The organism is Rhizobium sp. CFBP 8762 (assembly GCF_014841565.1).
GTDB lineage: Bacteria > Pseudomonadota > Alphaproteobacteria > Rhizobiales > Rhizobiaceae > CFBP-8762.
This window is the reverse complement of record NZ_JACYUD010000006.1, coordinates 262,932-277,740: the sequence shown is the minus strand read 5'-3', so window position 1 is coordinate 277,740 and position 14,809 is coordinate 262,932. Positions and strand designations below refer to the sequence as shown.

The following is a 14,809-nucleotide window of genomic DNA, read 5'->3' as shown; positions in this document are numbered from 1 at the left end:
GGTGACCAGCATGATTATGCCAACCGCTCGGCATGCCACTTCAAATGGTCATCCATAAAGGTCGAAATGAAGAAGTAGGAGTGATCGTAACGCTCGTGCATGCGCAACGTCAGCGCGATATCAGTCTCTTTCACCGCGTCCTCAAACAGCCATGGCCGCAATCCGTCCTCCAGAAAGCCATCGGCCTTGCCCTGATCGATGAGGAACGCAGGAAACCGGTGGCCGTCTTCGACCAAAGCACAGGCATCGTAGGCGCGCCACGTTGCCCGGTCAGCGCCGAGATATTTCTCAAACGCGCCGCTCGACCAATCGGCGGAAGAGGGGGCCACGATCGGCGCGAAGGCGGAGCAGCTTTTAAAGCGGTTCGGATGCTTCAGCGCTATCGTCATGGCACCGTGGCCGCCCATCGAATGGCCGAATATGCCCTGTCGGCTCATGTCCGTCCGGAACTGTTCTGCGATCAATGCAGGCAGCTCTTCCGTTACGTAATCGTACATCTGGTAGTGTTCGGCCCAGGGGGCCTCAGTCGCGTTCAGGTAAAAGCCTGCACCCTTGCCCATTTGCCAATTTGTGAGTTCATCCGGCACCTCATGCCCGCGCGGGCTTGTGTCGGGGCAGACGATGATAAGACCAAGTTGGGACGCCATCCGGCGGTATTCGCCCTTATCCATCACATTGGCATGGGTGCAGGTCAGGCCGGATAGATACCATAAAACCGGGCAGGGCTCGGAAATCGCCTTGGGAGGGACGTAGACCGCAAACGTCATCTCGCCCTTGCAGGCCTGTGATTCGTGCGTGAACACACCCTGCATGCCGCCAAATGCGGTTGCTTGCGATATGATCTTCATGGGTTGCTCCGTTGTGCTGTGCTGTGCTCGGACAAAATTTTGGCCCGTCGGCACAGACGGTCCAGTGTTTCCAGAAACGCCGAGCGGTCGCGCGGCGAGAAAGCCGCATTGTATCCTTTGCTCTCACCGGTTTCCCGAAGATGCTGACCGAGGTCTCGCATGGCGGTCGCCATGCCGATATTGGTCTTGTCAAACACGCGCCCGGTCGGGCCGGTTACCAGCGCGCCGCTGGCAACACAGCGGCCCGCCAGCGGCACATCCGCCGTGATGACCACATCACCCTCGGTTGAGCGCTCGGCAATCCAGTCATCTGCTGCATCGAAGCCCGCCGAAACGATCACATTCGTAACCCTTGGATCGCGCGAGGGCCGCAGGCCAGAGTTGGCCACGAAAGTGACGTCCATGCCGTGCCGCTCGGCGACTTTGAGAATTTCCGGTTTGACCGGACAGGCATCTGCATCGACGTAAATCATGTTGAATCAATGTGTTAAGAGCAGCGGAAAAGCCCATCTAACCAATGTTTTGATGGGCTTTCTTGAATCAGTAGATGACTACGGAGCGAATGCTCTCACCCCTGTGCATGAGGTCGAAGCCGTTATTGATGTCGTCCAGCGGCATGGTGTGAGTAATCATGGGGTCGATCTGGATTTTGCCTTCCATGTACCAATCCACGATTTTGGGAACATCCGTGCGACCTCGTGCACCACCAAAGGCGGTGCCGCGCCAGTTGCGGCCAGTTACCAGCTGGAACGGACGGGTGGAAATCTCCTTACCTGCGCCCGCCACGCCGATGATAATCGACTGGCCCCATCCACGGTGCGACGATTCCAGTGCCTGACGCATAACGGTGGTGTTGCCTGTGCAGTCGAAGGTGTAATCGGCACCGCCAATCGTGTCGTTGCGACGCTTCGTCAAGTTCACGAGATAGGGCACGATATCGCCGTCTACGTCCTTGGGGTTGACGAAATGGGTCATTCCGAACCGCTCACCCCATTTCTTTTTGTCATTGTTCAGGTCGACGCCAATGATCATATCGGCACCGGCAAGACGCAACCCCTGAATGACATTCAGGCCAATGCCGCCCAGACCGAAGACAATGGCGGTCGAACCGATTTCGACCTTCGCCGTATTGATCACCGCACCGATGCCAGTGGTCACGCCACAGCCGATATAGCAGATCTTGTCAAAGGGCGCGTCCGGATTGACCTTGGCAAGCGCAATCTCTGGCAGCACGGTGTAATTTGCAAAGGTGGAGCAACCCATGTAATGGTGAATCTTATCCTTGCCGATAGAAAAGCGGCTGGTGCCATCGGGCATCAGGCCTTGCCCCTGCGTTGCGCGAATAGCGGTACAGAGGTTGGTTTTCTGCGAAAGGCAGGAGTAGCATTCGCGGCACTCCGGCGTGTAAAGCGGAATGACGTGATCACCCTTTTTAAGCGACGTTACGCCCGGGCCGACATCAACGACGATACCGGCGCCCTCATGACCCAAGATGGCCGGAAAAATCCCTTCTGGATCTGCGCCCGACAGCGTAAACTCATCGGTATGACAAATGCCTGTGGCCTTAACCTCGATCAGAACTTCGCCAGCGCGTGGTCCTTCAAGTTGGACCGTCATGATTTCAAGGGGCTTCCCAGCCTGCACAGCGACCGCAGCGCGAACGTCCATAGTGTCTCTCCGTCTTAAATTAGAATGAACCATTGCAGAGCCGTTGAGCGCGCTCAAGCAAAAAGTCTTGTTTCACCACAATTGCCTTTCTAGGTCTCGTTAGATCGCGACATGGGGGCGGTGATTGTCGGACCGAAAACGACCTCAAAGGCCTGGCGAATCAGAATGTCGACATCTGACATCATGACGGGCAGACCGAGATCAACCAGACTGGTCACGCCGAAATCCGTGATGCCGCACGGCACGATGCCGGAAAAATGGTCGAGATCGGGATCGACATTCAGCGAAAACCCGTGGAAGCTGACCCACCGGCGCAAACGGATACCAATGGCCGCAATCTTGTCTTCCGCAATGTCCCCACTCGGGGTTCGTGGCTTGTCCGGGCGGCTGACCCACACGCCCACACGATCTTCCCGGCGTTCGCCTCGCAGATTCATCTCCGAAAGGGCGGCAATGATGACCTCCTCAAGAGCCGCGACGAACGCGCGTACATCCTGCTTGCGCCGCTTTAAGTCCAGCATCACATAGACCACGCGCTGGCCCGGTCCGTGATAGGTATATTCCCCACCACGCCCGGTTTTGAAGACGGGAAAGCGTGAGGGGGAAATCAAATCGCCCTCTGTTGCGCTGGTTCCGGCTGTGTACAGCGCGGGGTGTTCGACCAGCCAAATCAACTCGGCTGCGTCTCCTCGGGCAATGCTGTCTACCCGCGCTGCCATGAACTGAACCGCTTCATCGTAGGGCAGCAGCCCCGGCTCGATACGCCATTCCACCGGCGGTGAATCCACGGAGGCAAGGAAGGTTCGACAGAGATGTCCGCGAAGCATTGGCTTTCCCTCAGGCAAATTGGTTTGTGACCATGGGTACATTCCACATTCTGTATCAGAGGGGGTAGGCAGACGCCAACAGCCGATCAGGATCAGCAGTGTTTGACCATTGGCTGAATAGTTCAAGATAAAAGGAAAAATCGTTCGGCAGGCTCTTGTGTACCCCCCATGCTTTTGCTAGATGCACCCCACCGGAGCAGTTCGGTACTACCACGATGCGGTCGTGGCGGAATTGGTAGACGCGCAGCGTTGAGGTCGCTGTGGGGCAACCCGTGGAAGTTCGAGTCTTCTCGACCGCACCATTCAGAGCGACCTGAGCCTCTGTAAAATACTCTTTTAAATCACCGATTTCCGGGCATAAGACACGTCGACGTCATTGTTGCAAGACGGTGAATAAGACCGTGTTGCGCGATTGATATCAATTTAATCTCGCATGCCAACCCGAGCATCTCTGGCGAACACATGTTCGCCCAACTGCTCAAATCTCTTGTGTTGGTGCATTGCTGAGGATGTAGAGGCAATACCTCTTTTACCGGGAATGCGCGATGAGCCTCCCTACATCTCGGAATGCTGGTTCATACTTGGTTCACCTCTGACGGCGCATGGTCCCTCATCAATTCTGATAGGAGTGAACAATGAATAGATTTATCTCTGGTATCGGCGCCGCCCTGCTGGTTGCCGTGACAGCCTTTTCGTCGGTTGGTTCGGCCGCCGCCGCACCGGTCGTTATTCATCAACCTCTGGCAACGTCGGATGTTGAACTGGCGCAACATCGTGATCGTCATCGCCCACAGGTTCGCCATCACCGTGATCGTCGCGAGCGGTTCGATCGTCGTCGAGATCGTGCGGGCTATTGGCATGGACATCGTGGTTACCGCAACCACCGTCCTGGCTATCGCCGTCATAGCGACGGGTATTACTATGCGCCTTCGGTGTTCAAGCTGTACATCCGATAAAACGCAGCCCGTTAATCGCAAAACCCCGCACCATCACCGGTGCGGGGTTTTCTGTAGGTTCATGTCCCGCCACCAGACGGAACCTGTAACAGCGCCGCTGAAGAAACCCAGCAGACATATCCAGTCCTGAACGTCCCACCATAAACAACCCGCCAAGGGTATCAGCATCCCGATAAATCCAGCGGTGAAAGTATAGGTATTGGAACTTTCAGCGCGCAAACGCCGCAAGATGAATGTGACCGGGATTCCAAACACCAAACTACTGACGAGTACGATGGGGAACGCCACGGCGAGCGGCAAAAACACCATCTGAAGAGTTTGTGGCAAACTGCCTGGTCCCTTGATCCCGCCATCGGGAAGGGAGAGCAGTGCGAAGGTCACCGTTATCAGGAGGATTGGTCCAGCCCCGGCCAGCGTGCCAAACAACACAGCTTTCAGGAAGCTTTTAAAGGGAAACACGATCTGACCCTTCGCATTTACTAACGACCTGCGAAGAAAGCATAGTCGTATGGTCTATAGGAGCGCACGAGGCGCTCCTCATCAATGGGCGTTCAACCGAGCTTCCCGTGCGGCGGATATGAACATTTCGCGGGCTTCTTCAAGAGTTCGGCGTCCGTCGATCGCCGCACGACAGAACCGGCGTGCCTGAACGTAAAACGGACCGCGGCGATCCGGCCAGGCTTCTGCGAGGCAATGCAAAGCTTCCGATGGACCGTGGATCGCCCTGATGTCGCCTTGTAAAGAACCCACTTCTATTGGCTCACTCCAGGTGATTTTCATCGAAGACTTCCTTTCTGCGAAAACGGGGGCGGCTCCTCGTGCCGCATTTTCCAAACGCAAAACAAGGCGTTTGGTTCCCAAGCGCCGGGCCGTTGACGCACCAAAGCCGCCTTGCTTGTGCAGGCGGCTTTGCTCAATATAGTTCAGTCAAAAAGGATTAGCGACGTTCTGCCGTAACCTCATTGGAATTAATGGTTTTGCCGAGCGGGCCAAGCTGCCAAAGAGCGGAGAGGCCAACAAGAATATAAATGATCCGTGCCAGAAGCGCGTTCTGGCCACCGAAGATGGAGGCGACCAGATCGAACTGGAAGAGGCCAACCAACAGCCAGTTCAGGCCGCCGACAATAATCAAAAGGAGCGTAATAACATTGACAGTTTTCATGGGAAGATCCTCAGGGGTTGTCATTGCCCACTCAACAGCTTTTGATTGATATTGTTCCTCGTTCCAGTCAAGATTCCGCTTATTCTTTTATAGTAATACCGGCCTCTTTCGCAGCAGCGATAAAGGCTTCTCTTGCATCCTCATCAGGCCGTTTGCCCTTGCTGACGTCTGCGCAAACGAGCAGTGCGTGGTCGAGTGCAGGATGGTCTTCCAGCGGCCAGTCTTCAATCATGGCCCAGGATGCGCCCTGGGTGGAATCAATAGTTGTGTATTGGCCGGGTCCCTCAAGTTCCAGGGTCACGCTCTTTTTCCAAACCTGCGACATTCTTTATCCCTTCGGCATGCTTGCAGACACTGGTTTCCTTAGCATCAACCACCCGGTAACGCCTGACAGGATGGAGCCGCCCAGCACACCGATTTTTACCTGGTTCATCAGTTCTCCGCCATCGGTAAATGACAGATTACCGATAAACAGGCTCATGGTGAAACCGATGCCGCAAAGGATCGACATGCCGTAAATCTGGCGCAGGTTCGCGCCTGCAGGCAGGGATGCGACACGCAAGCGGGCCAGCAGCCAGAGCGTGGCAAAAATTCCGATCTGCTTGCCCAGAAACAAGCCGAGGCCGATCCCGAGGGGCAGGGGTGAAAGAAGGTCGCCGATCTCGATACCCGCTAGAGAAACACCTGCATTGGCGAAGCCGAACAGGGGCACGATTGCAAAGGCAACCCATGGGTGCGCTCGATGTTCCAAACGGTGCAGCGGTGAGTGAGCGTGGTCGGCTGACATGGGAATGGTCAAAGCCACCAGAACGCCCGCGAGCGTGGCGTGCAGACCGGATAGAAACACACAAACCCACACCAAAATACCAACCAGCAGATATGGCCAAAGGATGTGGATGCGCAGCCTGTTGAACAGCAGCAAAACGCAGAGACCGAGCACCGCCCCCATCAGCGGCAGCAACGACAGGGATTGGGTATAAAAAACGGCGATGACGATGATAGCGAGCAGGTCATCAATCACCGCAATAGCGGTCAACAATATTTTGAGCGACATGGGCACACGGGAGCCAAGCATGGCAAGGATACCAAGCGCGAAGGCTATATCGGTCGCGGCGGGTATGGCCCATCCCCGCAGGTTCTGTGGCTCGGACTGGTTGATAGCAACAAAAATGAGCGCGGGAACCACCATTCCGACGATGGCAGCAACGCCGGGGACGATCCGCTGACCCCAACTTGCCAACTGGCCTGAGACCACCTCCCGTTTGATCTCCAGCCCGATGAGCAAAAAGAAGATCGCCATCAGCGCATCGTTGATCCAGTGCGAAAGGGAAAGGGGTCCGAGATAGCTGTGCAAGATCTCGAAGTATTCAGGCGCGGCGGGAGAATTGGCAACGATCAAGGCCAGAAGCGCGGACATGAACAGCACGATTCCGCCGGCGGCTTCCAGATGGATGAAACGCCTGAGATGGCCGAAAAAGACTGTTGATTTCATGGGGTCACCGAAGAACGTAAAACAGATCAGCCCGGACAATGCCGGGCTGATCATACTTATCAGAGAGGACGAAGTTCAGGAGCAGCCGCTTGTTGAGCCGCAAGTGTCACATTTCAGGCAGGTTCCGTTGCGAACCATGGTGAAATTCGAGCACTCCGCGCAGCTGTCGCCGGTGTAGCCTTGCATGATGGACTTCATGCGACGGTCGGCCTCCAGTTTCTTCGCTTCCGTTTTTGCACTGGCGGCATCCGCCGCTGCCTGATCGGAGAACACATCCGTCACCGCGGCTGGCTGCAATACGGGTTCGGCAACCGGTGCCGCCCGCTCCTCAAAGTCCCGCTTGAAGGCGATGACTTCGCTCTGCTGCGGTGCCGCTTCCATTTTCAGCGCTGTCGATCCAATGGACGTGATCGTCGAAGATCCACCCTTGGGCTGTGTCGCAGTTGCCGAGCCCTTTGGCTCATTGATGTTGCTGACGTTATGGCCAGCAACGAGCGAAGGCTTGTATCCGCGGGTCCAGCCGGTGGATAGCAGATTGGTTTTGCCTTCTTCAATGCCTTTGCCAAGCGCGGTGTTGCCGAAATCGGACGTGTCCACATGCGCCAGATCGTTACGACCAAGGTAGGAAACGGCCAATTCGCGGAACACGTAATCCAGAATGGATGTGGCGTTCTTGATTGCATCGTTGCCCTGCACCATGCCAGCGGGTTCGAACTTGGTGAAGGTGAACGCCTCCACATATTCCTCCAGTGGCACGCCGTATTGCAGGCCGAGCGAGATGGCGATGGCGAAGTTGTTCATCATCGCACGGAAGGCCGCACCTTCCTTGTGCATATCGATGAAGATTTCACCCAGACGACCGTCACCAAATTCACCGGTGCGCAGATACACCTTGTGTCCACCAACGATGGCCTTCTGCGTGTAGCCCTGACGGCGGTTCTGGAGCTTCTCGCGCTGGCGAACGATCTTTTCGACCACGCGCTCCACAATTTTCTCCGTCACGGTCACAGCCTGCGCGGCAGCCGGGGCCGCCAGGAAGTCTTCCATGGCATCCTCGTCCTCATCGTCTTCGATCAGGGAGGAGTTCAGCGGCTGGGACAGCTTGGAGCCATCACGGTACAGGGCGTTGGCCTTGAGCGCGAGTTTCCACGAGAGCATGTAGGCGCTCTTGCAGTCTTCAACCGTTGCGTCGTTCGGCATGTTGATTGTCTTGGAAATCGCACCGGAAATGAACGGCTGGGCCGCTGCCATCATCCGAATGTGGCTTTCCACCGACAGATACCGCTTGCCGACCTTGCCGCAGGGATTGGCGCAATCAAACACCGCCAGATGTTCCTTTTTGAGGAACGGCGCGCCTTCGAGCGTCATCGCTCCGCAAACGTGGATGTTGGCCGCTTCGATATCCTTGCGCGAGAAACCGATGTGCTCCAGCAGATTGAAATCCATAGACGCAAGCTGATCGTCCGAAACCTTGAGCGTCTCCTTCAGGAAGTCGGCGCCCAGCGTCCACTGGTTGAAGGCAAACTTGATGTCGAATGCGGACTTCAGGCCAGCGCTGACGGCTTCAATCTTCTCATCCGTGAAGCCCTTTGCTTTCAGCGAGCCGGGATTGATGGCCGGAGCCTGATTCATATTGCCATGACCCACGGCATAGGCTTCGATCTCTGCCAGCTGGCTTTCGGAATAGCCGAGCGTGCGCAGGGCTTCCGGAACCGCCCGGTTGATGATCTTGAAGTAGCCGCCGCCGGCCAGCTTCTTGAACTTGACCAGTGCGAAGTCAGGCTCAATGCCAGTCGTGTCGCAATCCATCACCAGACCGATTGTGCCGGTCGGGGCCACAACAGTCGTTTGCGCATTGCGGTAACCGTGCTTTTCGCCAAGCTCCACAGCCTTGTCCCAGGCGGCTTTCGCGTGGCTGATCAGGTCCTGATCCGGGCATTCCGCATGGGCAAGCGGCACAGGGTTGACCGAAAGACCTTCATAGCCCGTTGCTTCGCCATAGGCCGCGCGGCGATGGTTGCGCATAACGCGTGCCATGCTGGCCTTGTTGGGAGCATAGCCCGGGAAAGCGCCGAGCTTGGCCGCCAGTTCGGCAGACGTGGCATAGGAAATACCGGTCATGATGGCGCTGAGTGCGCCACAAATGGCACGGCCTTCGGTGCTGTCATAGGGAATGCCCGACGACATCAACAGGCCGCCAATGTTGGCGTAACCGAGACCAAGGGTGCGGTACTGATAGGACAGTTCCGCAATCTGGCGCGAGGGGAACTGCGCCATCATCACGGACACTTCCAGCACGATCGTCCATAGCCGAACCGTGTGCTCGTAATCAGCGATGTTGATATTCTTGGTCGTCGGGTCCTTGAACTGCAGAAGGTTCAACGAGGCCAGATTGCAAGCCGTATCATCCAGGAACATGTATTCGGAGCAGGGGTTGGATGCCCGAATCGGGCCTGCTGCCGGGCATGTGTGCCAGTCGTTCATGGTTGTGTTGAAGTGCAGGCCCGGATCGGCCGACGCCCAGGCGGCGTAGGAAATCTGCTCCCAAAGGTCGCGCGCCTTTAAAGTCTTGATGGTGCGGCCATCCTTACGGGCAGTCAGGTCCCAGTCACCGTCATTTTCGACAGCACGCAGGAAGTCGTCCTTGATGGAAACCGAATTGTTGGAGTTCTGGCCCGAAACAGTCAGATAGGCTTCCGAATCCCAATCGGTATCATAGGTCTTGAAGTCGAGATCGGTATAACCCTGACGGGCAAACTGGATAACACGCTTGACGTAGTTTTCCGGAACCTGCGCCTTTTTGGCGGCGCGAATTTCGCGCTTGAGGGCAGGGTTTTGCTTGGGATCAAAGCAGGCATCATTGTCGGCTTCGCAGTTCTTGCAGGCCTTCATGATCGCTTTCAGGTGAAACGCGACGACCTTGGAACCGGTAACGAGCGCGGCAACCTTCTGCTCTTCCTTCACTTTCCAGCTGATATATTCTTCAATATCGGGGTGATCGATATCGACCACGACCATCTTGGCAGCGCGGCGGGTCGTACCGCCGGACTTGATGGCACCGGCAGCGCGGTCACCAATCTTGAGGAAGCTCATCAGGCCGGACGACTTGCCGCCGCCGGACAGTTTTTCACCCTCGCCGCGCACATAGGAGAAATTCGAGCCCGTGCCGGAGCCGTATTTGAACAGACGGGCTTCCCGAACCCACAGGTCCATGATGCCGCCTTCGTTGACGAGATCATCACCAACGGACTGAATGAAGCAGGCATGGGGCTGCGGATGCTCGTAGGAGGACTTGGATTTTGTCAGCTTGCCGGTGAAGGGGTCCACATAAAAGTGGCCCTGTCCGGGGCCATCAATGCCATAGGCCCAGTGCAGACCCGTGTTGAACCACTGTGGCGAGTTGGGGGCCACGCGCTGGCTGGCCAGCATATAGGCCAGCTCATCGCGGAAGGCCAAGGCGTCGTCTTCAGATGCGAAGTAGTTGCCCTTCCAGCCCCAATAGGTCCAGGTGCCGGCCAGACGATCAAAAACCTGACGGGCATCGGTTTCAGAACCGTAGCGCTCGCTTTCAGGCATATCCTTCATGGCCGCCAGATCAGCTTCCGAGCGCCACAGCCAGGATGGAACGGAGTTTTCTTCAACCTTTTTCAGCCGGGCCGGTACCCCCGCCTTGCGGAAGTATTTCTGGGCCAGAATATCCGAGGCAACCTGCGAGAACTGTGCGGGGACATCAATATTCTCCAGACGAAACACGATTGAGCCGTCCGGGTTGCGAATTTCACTGGTGGCTTTGCGAAACTCCAGGCTTGCATAGGCAGACTGCCCAGCCTTGGTAAAACGACGTTCAATACGCATTGTCTCAATCCTCTAGGAACCGCGCTCAGGCACGGGTTAGTTCATCTCGTCGCGGGGCGAACGGTCTCGCCTTATCTAGTGTGTCATACGTTGGTTAACACAATATGTAGTGCTCTATGCACACAAAGGCGAGTCGGTGCCAGTATAAAATCGTGTACAGACGTCAATTTTTTTGGACAGTGTCGGTCGCTACAAGTGCTACGTCATCCCATAGAAGCAGGGATCGTCACGTTGCAGCCCGTCCAGAACTGAGATGTGCCGTTTAATTACCGCGGGCGTCAAGCTGTAGATCGCCGAAACACGAGACCACTAAATATAGTAGGGTCCCCTGTGGATATCGTTTGATTTCGGAAGCTGCCTTTAGAATCAGCAGCTTCCCTATCAACCGGTGACGGTATCGCCTCCGAGCCCACCCGATTTAAATTTTAGATGTGCGAAACGACGTAAAAACGCTTGATTTCTTGCGTCGGCAAGCAGTCGCAATTCCTGGGTAGAATCGGTGGCACGTCGCCCAAAAAGTCGGCGCTTTTTTTCCGGCGTAGGACCCGGCAGGGAATCGTTGAATGCAAACAACGGTGGCTGCTCGGAAAAGCCAGACTATTAATCTAATCGGTTTGCAGAACAGTCAGTGAATTTATACTCTTGCCATATCGGAAATTTGCTGGCAGAGTTTCTGTCGTTCGGGCGAATTTGATCCCGGAGACTGGACAGATACCGGCGCAAATGCCTGAGCTTGATAGGTTTCGGCCTGGGAGGCAATATGGACGTTCTTTCCCCGATATCGTGACTTCTCGACTGGCTTTTTGCGTCGATCGATCGGCGCGGGAGGCAACACCACCGCACTGGCAACGGTGCAGCGTTTCTACAAGGGATAAGGACTTTCCCCCATGGCCACCAAGGGCATCGTAAAATTCTTCAACCAGGACAAGGGTTTTGGTTTCATCACTCCAGACGGCGGCGCCAAGGACGTATTCGTTCACATTTCCGCTCTTCAGGCAGCTGGTATCCAGACTCTGAAAGACGGCCAGCAGGTCACGTTCGACACCGAGCCGGACCGTATGGGCAAGGGCCCCAAGGCCGTCAACATCCAGGCTCACTAATAGCCTGTTACGAATTCAATAAAACGGCGCCCTTCAAACGGCGCCGTTTTTTGTGTCCTCATTGATAGTCTGCGTTGCCGACGCTTCAAAAATGGCATCAAACGCATGCGCGATGACGGCCGATTCCGCACCGGCCTTGGTGGCATCGCTGGACAGGATTTGCCGGAAGCGGCGCGCGCCCGGCCAGCCCTGGAACAGCCCTACCATATGACGTGTGACATGGATCAGGCGTCCGCCGCTGTCGATATGCCGGTCCGCATAGACCATCATGGTATCACACAGATTTTCCCAGAACGCCGTCGATGTCGTATGGCCTGATGGTGTCAATGCTTCCACCGGCCCCAAGGCGCGGGTCATTGGGTGCGGGAACATCTGGTCCACACCCGTCAACAACGCGCTGTCATGGTAGGCAGACCGCCCCATCATCACGCCGTCCACGTGCTTCAGATGATCATGTGCCTGTCCGAGCGATGTCACCCCACCGTTGATACCAATAAACAGCGAGCGACGCTCAGCTTTCACACGGTACACTAAATCATAATCCAGCGGGGGAATATCGCGGTTCTCCTTGGGGCTCAGTCCTTGCAACCACGCTTTGCGGGCATGGACCCATACGGCATCAACCCCGGCATCCACAACGTTTGCCAGCAGCTCGCGCAGCGCGACTTCCGCATCCTGATCGTCCACGCCGATCCGGCATTTGACGGTAACCGGAACGTGGACAACGGCTTTCATCGCGGCAACGCAGGCGGCCACTGTTTCCGGCTCCCGCATCAAGCAAGCGCCGAACGTGCCGCTCTGGACCCGGTCGGACGGGCAGCCGACATTCATGTTGATTTCGTCGTAACCGAAGTCCGCACCAATACGCGCGGCCTCGGCCAGTTTCACCGGGTCATTGCCACCAAGCTGCAAGGCAACGGGATGTTCGCTCTGATCGAACCCCAGCAATTTCTCGCGGTTGCCCCGCAGGATCGCATCGGCCACCACCATTTCGGTGTAAAGCAGCGCATTGTGCGACAGTTGCCGCGCCAGATACCGAAAGTGCCGATCGCTCCAGTCGATCATCGGTGCAACCGCGAATGTGGGCGTGCTGTAAAGGGGCATCAGAGGGGTCCAGTATGGTTCATTGCGAGCCTTATGACGCCTTTCGTTTTGATTTGAAACCCCGCAGGGGCCATGGTAAATCTCAAATCTTCGACAGCGCATGAGGGCATGATGGATAACGTCGGTACGATAGAGTTTGCTGCCAGCACGGTGCCCAAGTCCTTCAATCGCTGGCTGAGCCTGCGCGCCGCTACCTCCAGCAGCCATGAATCGCTCGATGCGCTCGTCATGCGAATGCGCCCGTTTGAAAGCATTGCGCGGTATGGGTTGTTTCTGCAATGCCAGTATCAGTTCCACGGCCTATTGCGGGCGCTCTACCATCGCCCGGAACTGACCGTCTTTCTTCCTGATCTCGCCGAGCGAGACCGTTTCGAGCTGATTGAACAAGACCTCGCCGATCTCGGTCTGTCTGCCCCGGAACTTGCCGATCCTTCGGATATAATCACCTCCGATACACCGACCGCGCTGGGTTGGCTCTATGTCGTGGAGGGTTCCAACCTTGGCGCTGCCTTTCTCATCAAGGAAGCGCGCAAGCTCGGACTGAGTGAAAGCCATGGTGCGCGCCATCTGGCGGGTCATCCGGATGGACGTGGCAAGCATTGGCGTTCGTTCACGGATTCGCTTAATGATATCGACCTTCCGCCAGCCGACGAGGCCCGCGTGATATCCGGTGCCATTGCCGCGTTTGAAACGATGCGCGCCATAGTGCTGTCGCGCGTCGATTCCTGACGCTCATACCAATCGAGCTGGAGTGTATCATGCCAGTCTACGCACTCGGTGATAAACGTCCAAAGACTCCTCCGGCTGGCTCCTACTGGGTGGCCCCGGATGCGCATGTCGTTGGTTCCGTTACCTTAAATGATCAAGTCAGCATCTGGTTTGGTGCCGTGTTGCGCGCAGACAAAGACGCCATCACCATTGGGACGGGAAGCAACGTTCAGGAAGGTGCCGTCATCCATGTGGATGCCGGTTTCCCGGTCACGATCGGCGAGGGCTGCACAATCGGGCACCGCGCCATTGTTCATGGCTGCACCATTGGCAACAATTCGTTGATTGGAATGGGCGCGACGATTTTGAATGGGGCTGTCATTGGCAACAATTGCCTCGTCGGTGCCAACGCACTGGTAACGGAAGGCAAGACCTTCCCGGACAACAGCCTGATCGTCGGAGCGCCTGCAAAAGCCGTTCGCGTGCTGGATGGCGAGTCCATCAGCACACTGCGCAAAGCTGCAGAAAGCTATGTCAACAACTGGCAGATCTTTGCGGCAAACCTTGCGATTTTGCCGGATTCCTAAGGATCAAACGCCAGCACAGGCACCACAAATTCCCCGAATTTCCATTGTGGTCTTGTTTGGCTTGAAACCGTTTTCTGATCCCCAGAACGCAATGCGCTGGTCGATGTTGGAATCATGAAACTCGTTGACCTGCCCGCAGGTCTCGCAAATTGCGAATGCGGTAACTCCATGGCTATGTTCGTCATCGTGGTTATGGGGATGGGAGCACGCAACGAAGGCATTGAGGCTTTCCAGCCGGTGAACCATGCCAAATTCCAGCAGTTTTTCCAGCGCGCGGTACACCTGCAAGGGCGCGCGAAAACCATGGTCGCGCAGTTGATCGAGAATCGTATACGCGCTCAGCGGGCCATCCGCGTGGCTCAAGGCATCATAAACAAGAGACTGATTTTTGGTCAGCTGCCGCGTACTCATTGCAAACTCCTCAGCAGGTCTGCGTCCGTTGACCTGTCATCTACACGTAATAATGTTACTGCGTGCTTGCAAGCGCACTGAACAAAAAAAC

16 protein-coding genes and 1 tRNA gene are annotated in these 14,809 nt (G+C 56.2%); 5 read left to right on the top strand and 12 right to left on the bottom strand.

Going from position 1 to position 14,809, the window contains the following annotated elements; all coding sequences use genetic code 11:
• Positions 1 to 14: 14 nt before the first annotated feature.
• From fghA to lipB, 4 genes are all read right to left on the bottom strand, one after another.
• Positions 15 to 848, bottom strand: a complete 834-nt coding sequence (gene fghA, locus IFT84_RS15335) for an S-formylglutathione hydrolase (protein ID WP_192120880.1) — start codon at positions 846 to 848, stop codon at positions 15 to 17.
• Entirely contained in the window at positions 845 to 1,321 is a 477-nt protein-coding gene (locus tag IFT84_RS15330) for a YaiI/YqxD family protein (RefSeq protein WP_192120878.1), read from the bottom strand. Before IFT84_RS15330 ends, fghA begins: the two co-directional genes overlap by 4 nt.
• Before the next feature lie 67 nt (positions 1,322 to 1,388).
• Positions 1,389 to 2,516, bottom strand: coding sequence for an S-(hydroxymethyl)glutathione dehydrogenase/class III alcohol dehydrogenase (locus IFT84_RS15325; RefSeq protein WP_192120876.1), 1,128 nt, complete (start codon positions 2,514 to 2,516; stop codon positions 1,389 to 1,391).
• An 89-nt stretch (positions 2,517 to 2,605) separates the two neighbouring features.
• Positions 2,606 to 3,343 carry a lipoyl(octanoyl) transferase LipB gene (gene lipB, locus IFT84_RS15320; RefSeq protein ID WP_192120874.1) on the bottom strand — a complete coding sequence of 246 codons (738 nt, stop codon included), beginning with the start codon at positions 3,341 to 3,343 and terminating at the stop codon, positions 2,606 to 2,608.
• A gap of 217 nt (positions 3,344 to 3,560) precedes the next feature.
• Here lipB and IFT84_RS15315 point away from each other — a divergent pair.
• Both IFT84_RS15315 and IFT84_RS15310 read left to right on the top strand, forming a co-directional pair.
• Positions 3,561 to 3,645, top strand: a tRNA-Leu gene (locus tag IFT84_RS15315).
• 333 nt (positions 3,646 to 3,978) lie between these two features.
• The gene (locus IFT84_RS15310; protein WP_192120872.1) at positions 3,979 to 4,299 is read left to right on the top strand and encodes a hypothetical protein; all 321 of its coding nucleotides are present in this window, start codon (positions 3,979 to 3,981) and stop codon (positions 4,297 to 4,299) included.
• Between the two features lie 33 nt (positions 4,300 to 4,332).
• Here the strand turns inward: IFT84_RS15310 and IFT84_RS15305 are convergent, their stop codons facing one another.
• From IFT84_RS15305 to IFT84_RS15280, 6 genes are all read right to left on the bottom strand, one after another.
• On the bottom strand, positions 4,333 to 4,758 hold the full coding sequence (locus tag IFT84_RS15305; RefSeq protein WP_192120870.1) for a hypothetical protein: 426 nt from the start codon (positions 4,756 to 4,758) through the stop codon (positions 4,333 to 4,335).
• Positions 4,759 to 4,839: 81 nt separating this feature from the next.
• Complete coding sequence (locus IFT84_RS15300; protein ID WP_192120868.1) at positions 4,840 to 5,079, bottom strand: DUF982 domain-containing protein; 240 nt, start codon at positions 5,077 to 5,079, stop codon at positions 4,840 to 4,842.
• Between the two features lie 157 nt (positions 5,080 to 5,236).
• Positions 5,237 to 5,461, bottom strand: coding sequence for a DUF378 domain-containing protein (locus tag IFT84_RS15295; protein ID WP_192120866.1), 225 nt, complete (start codon positions 5,459 to 5,461; stop codon positions 5,237 to 5,239).
• A gap of 79 nt (positions 5,462 to 5,540) precedes the next feature.
• A complete protein-coding gene (locus tag IFT84_RS15290) occupies positions 5,541 to 5,786 on the bottom strand; it encodes a DUF982 domain-containing protein (protein ID WP_192120864.1) in 246 nt (81 codons plus the stop codon).
• Between the two features lie 3 nt (positions 5,787 to 5,789).
• A complete protein-coding gene (gene nhaA / locus IFT84_RS15285) occupies positions 5,790 to 6,953 on the bottom strand; it encodes a Na+/H+ antiporter NhaA (RefSeq protein WP_192120862.1) in 1,164 nt (387 codons plus the stop codon).
• Positions 6,954 to 7,028: 75 nt separating this feature from the next.
• On the bottom strand, positions 7,029 to 10,808 hold the full coding sequence (locus IFT84_RS15280; RefSeq protein ID WP_192120860.1) for a vitamin B12-dependent ribonucleotide reductase: 3,780 nt from the start codon (positions 10,806 to 10,808) through the stop codon (positions 7,029 to 7,031).
• Positions 10,809 to 11,695: 887 nt separating this feature from the next.
• Here IFT84_RS15280 and IFT84_RS15275 point away from each other — a divergent pair.
• On the top strand, positions 11,696 to 11,908 hold the full coding sequence (locus IFT84_RS15275) for a cold-shock protein (protein ID WP_192120858.1): 213 nt from the start codon (positions 11,696 to 11,698) through the stop codon (positions 11,906 to 11,908).
• A gap of 33 nt (positions 11,909 to 11,941) precedes the next feature.
• Here the strand turns inward: IFT84_RS15275 and dusA are convergent, their stop codons facing one another.
• Positions 11,942 to 13,012, bottom strand: coding sequence for a tRNA dihydrouridine(20/20a) synthase DusA (gene dusA / locus IFT84_RS15270; RefSeq protein WP_192120856.1), 1,071 nt, complete (start codon positions 13,010 to 13,012; stop codon positions 11,942 to 11,944).
• A gap of 72 nt (positions 13,013 to 13,084) precedes the next feature.
• Between dusA and IFT84_RS15265 the strand changes: the two genes are divergently transcribed.
• Positions 13,085 to 13,741: a biliverdin-producing heme oxygenase gene (locus IFT84_RS15265; protein ID WP_244651232.1), complete on the top strand. Its 657-nt coding sequence runs from the start codon at positions 13,085 to 13,087 to the stop codon at positions 13,739 to 13,741.
• A 29-nt stretch (positions 13,742 to 13,770) separates the two neighbouring features.
• Positions 13,771 to 14,307, top strand: coding sequence for a gamma carbonic anhydrase family protein (locus tag IFT84_RS15260; protein WP_192120854.1), 537 nt, complete (start codon positions 13,771 to 13,773; stop codon positions 14,305 to 14,307).
• Between the two features lie 3 nt (positions 14,308 to 14,310).
• On the opposite strand, the gene IFT84_RS15255 is transcribed toward IFT84_RS15260, so the two are convergent.
• Positions 14,311 to 14,718 carry a Fur family transcriptional regulator gene (locus tag IFT84_RS15255; RefSeq protein WP_192120852.1) on the bottom strand — a complete coding sequence of 136 codons (408 nt, stop codon included), beginning with the start codon at positions 14,716 to 14,718 and terminating at the stop codon, positions 14,311 to 14,313.
• Positions 14,719 to 14,809 lie beyond the last annotated feature (91 nt).

Excerpts from the sequence above, each read along its gene's own strand:
- IFT84_RS15325 (WP_192120876.1), bottom strand. The coding sequence starts at position 2,516 with ATGGACGTTCGCGCTGCGGTCGCTGTGCAGGCTGGGAAGCCCCTTGAA.
- fghA (WP_192120880.1), bottom strand. The coding sequence starts at position 848 with ATGAAGATCATATCGCAAGCAACCGCATTTGGCGGCATGCAGGGTGTG.
- dusA (WP_192120856.1), bottom strand. The coding sequence starts at position 13,012 with ATGCCCCTTTACAGCACGCCCACATTCGCGGTTGCACCGATGATCGAC.
- IFT84_RS15290 (WP_192120864.1), bottom strand. The coding sequence starts at position 5,786 with ATGTCGCAGGTTTGGAAAAAGAGCGTGACCCTGGAACTTGAGGGACCC.
- IFT84_RS15330 (WP_192120878.1), bottom strand. The coding sequence starts at position 1,321 with ATGATTTACGTCGATGCAGATGCCTGTCCGGTCAAACCGGAAATTCTC.
- IFT84_RS15280 (WP_192120860.1), bottom strand. The coding sequence starts at position 10,808 with ATGCGTATTGAACGTCGTTTTACCAAGGCTGGGCAGTCTGCCTATGCA.
- IFT84_RS15300 (WP_192120868.1), bottom strand. The coding sequence starts at position 5,079 with ATGAAAATCACCTGGAGTGAGCCAATAGAAGTGGGTTCTTTACAAGGC.
- IFT84_RS15295 (WP_192120866.1), bottom strand. The coding sequence starts at position 5,461 with ATGAAAACTGTCAATGTTATTACGCTCCTTTTGATTATTGTCGGCGGC.
- lipB (WP_192120874.1), bottom strand. The coding sequence starts at position 3,343 with ATGCTTCGCGGACATCTCTGTCGAACCTTCCTTGCCTCCGTGGATTCA.
- IFT84_RS15275 (WP_192120858.1), top strand. The coding sequence starts at position 11,696 with ATGGCCACCAAGGGCATCGTAAAATTCTTCAACCAGGACAAGGGTTTT.
- nhaA (WP_192120862.1), bottom strand. The coding sequence starts at position 6,953 with ATGAAATCAACAGTCTTTTTCGGCCATCTCAGGCGTTTCATCCATCTG.
- IFT84_RS15310 (WP_192120872.1), top strand. The coding sequence starts at position 3,979 with ATGAATAGATTTATCTCTGGTATCGGCGCCGCCCTGCTGGTTGCCGTG.
- IFT84_RS15260 (WP_192120854.1), top strand. The coding sequence starts at position 13,771 with ATGCCAGTCTACGCACTCGGTGATAAACGTCCAAAGACTCCTCCGGCT.
- IFT84_RS15265 (WP_244651232.1), top strand. The coding sequence starts at position 13,085 with ATGGTAAATCTCAAATCTTCGACAGCGCATGAGGGCATGATGGATAAC.
- IFT84_RS15255 (WP_192120852.1), bottom strand. The coding sequence starts at position 14,718 with ATGAGTACGCGGCAGCTGACCAAAAATCAGTCTCTTGTTTATGATGCC.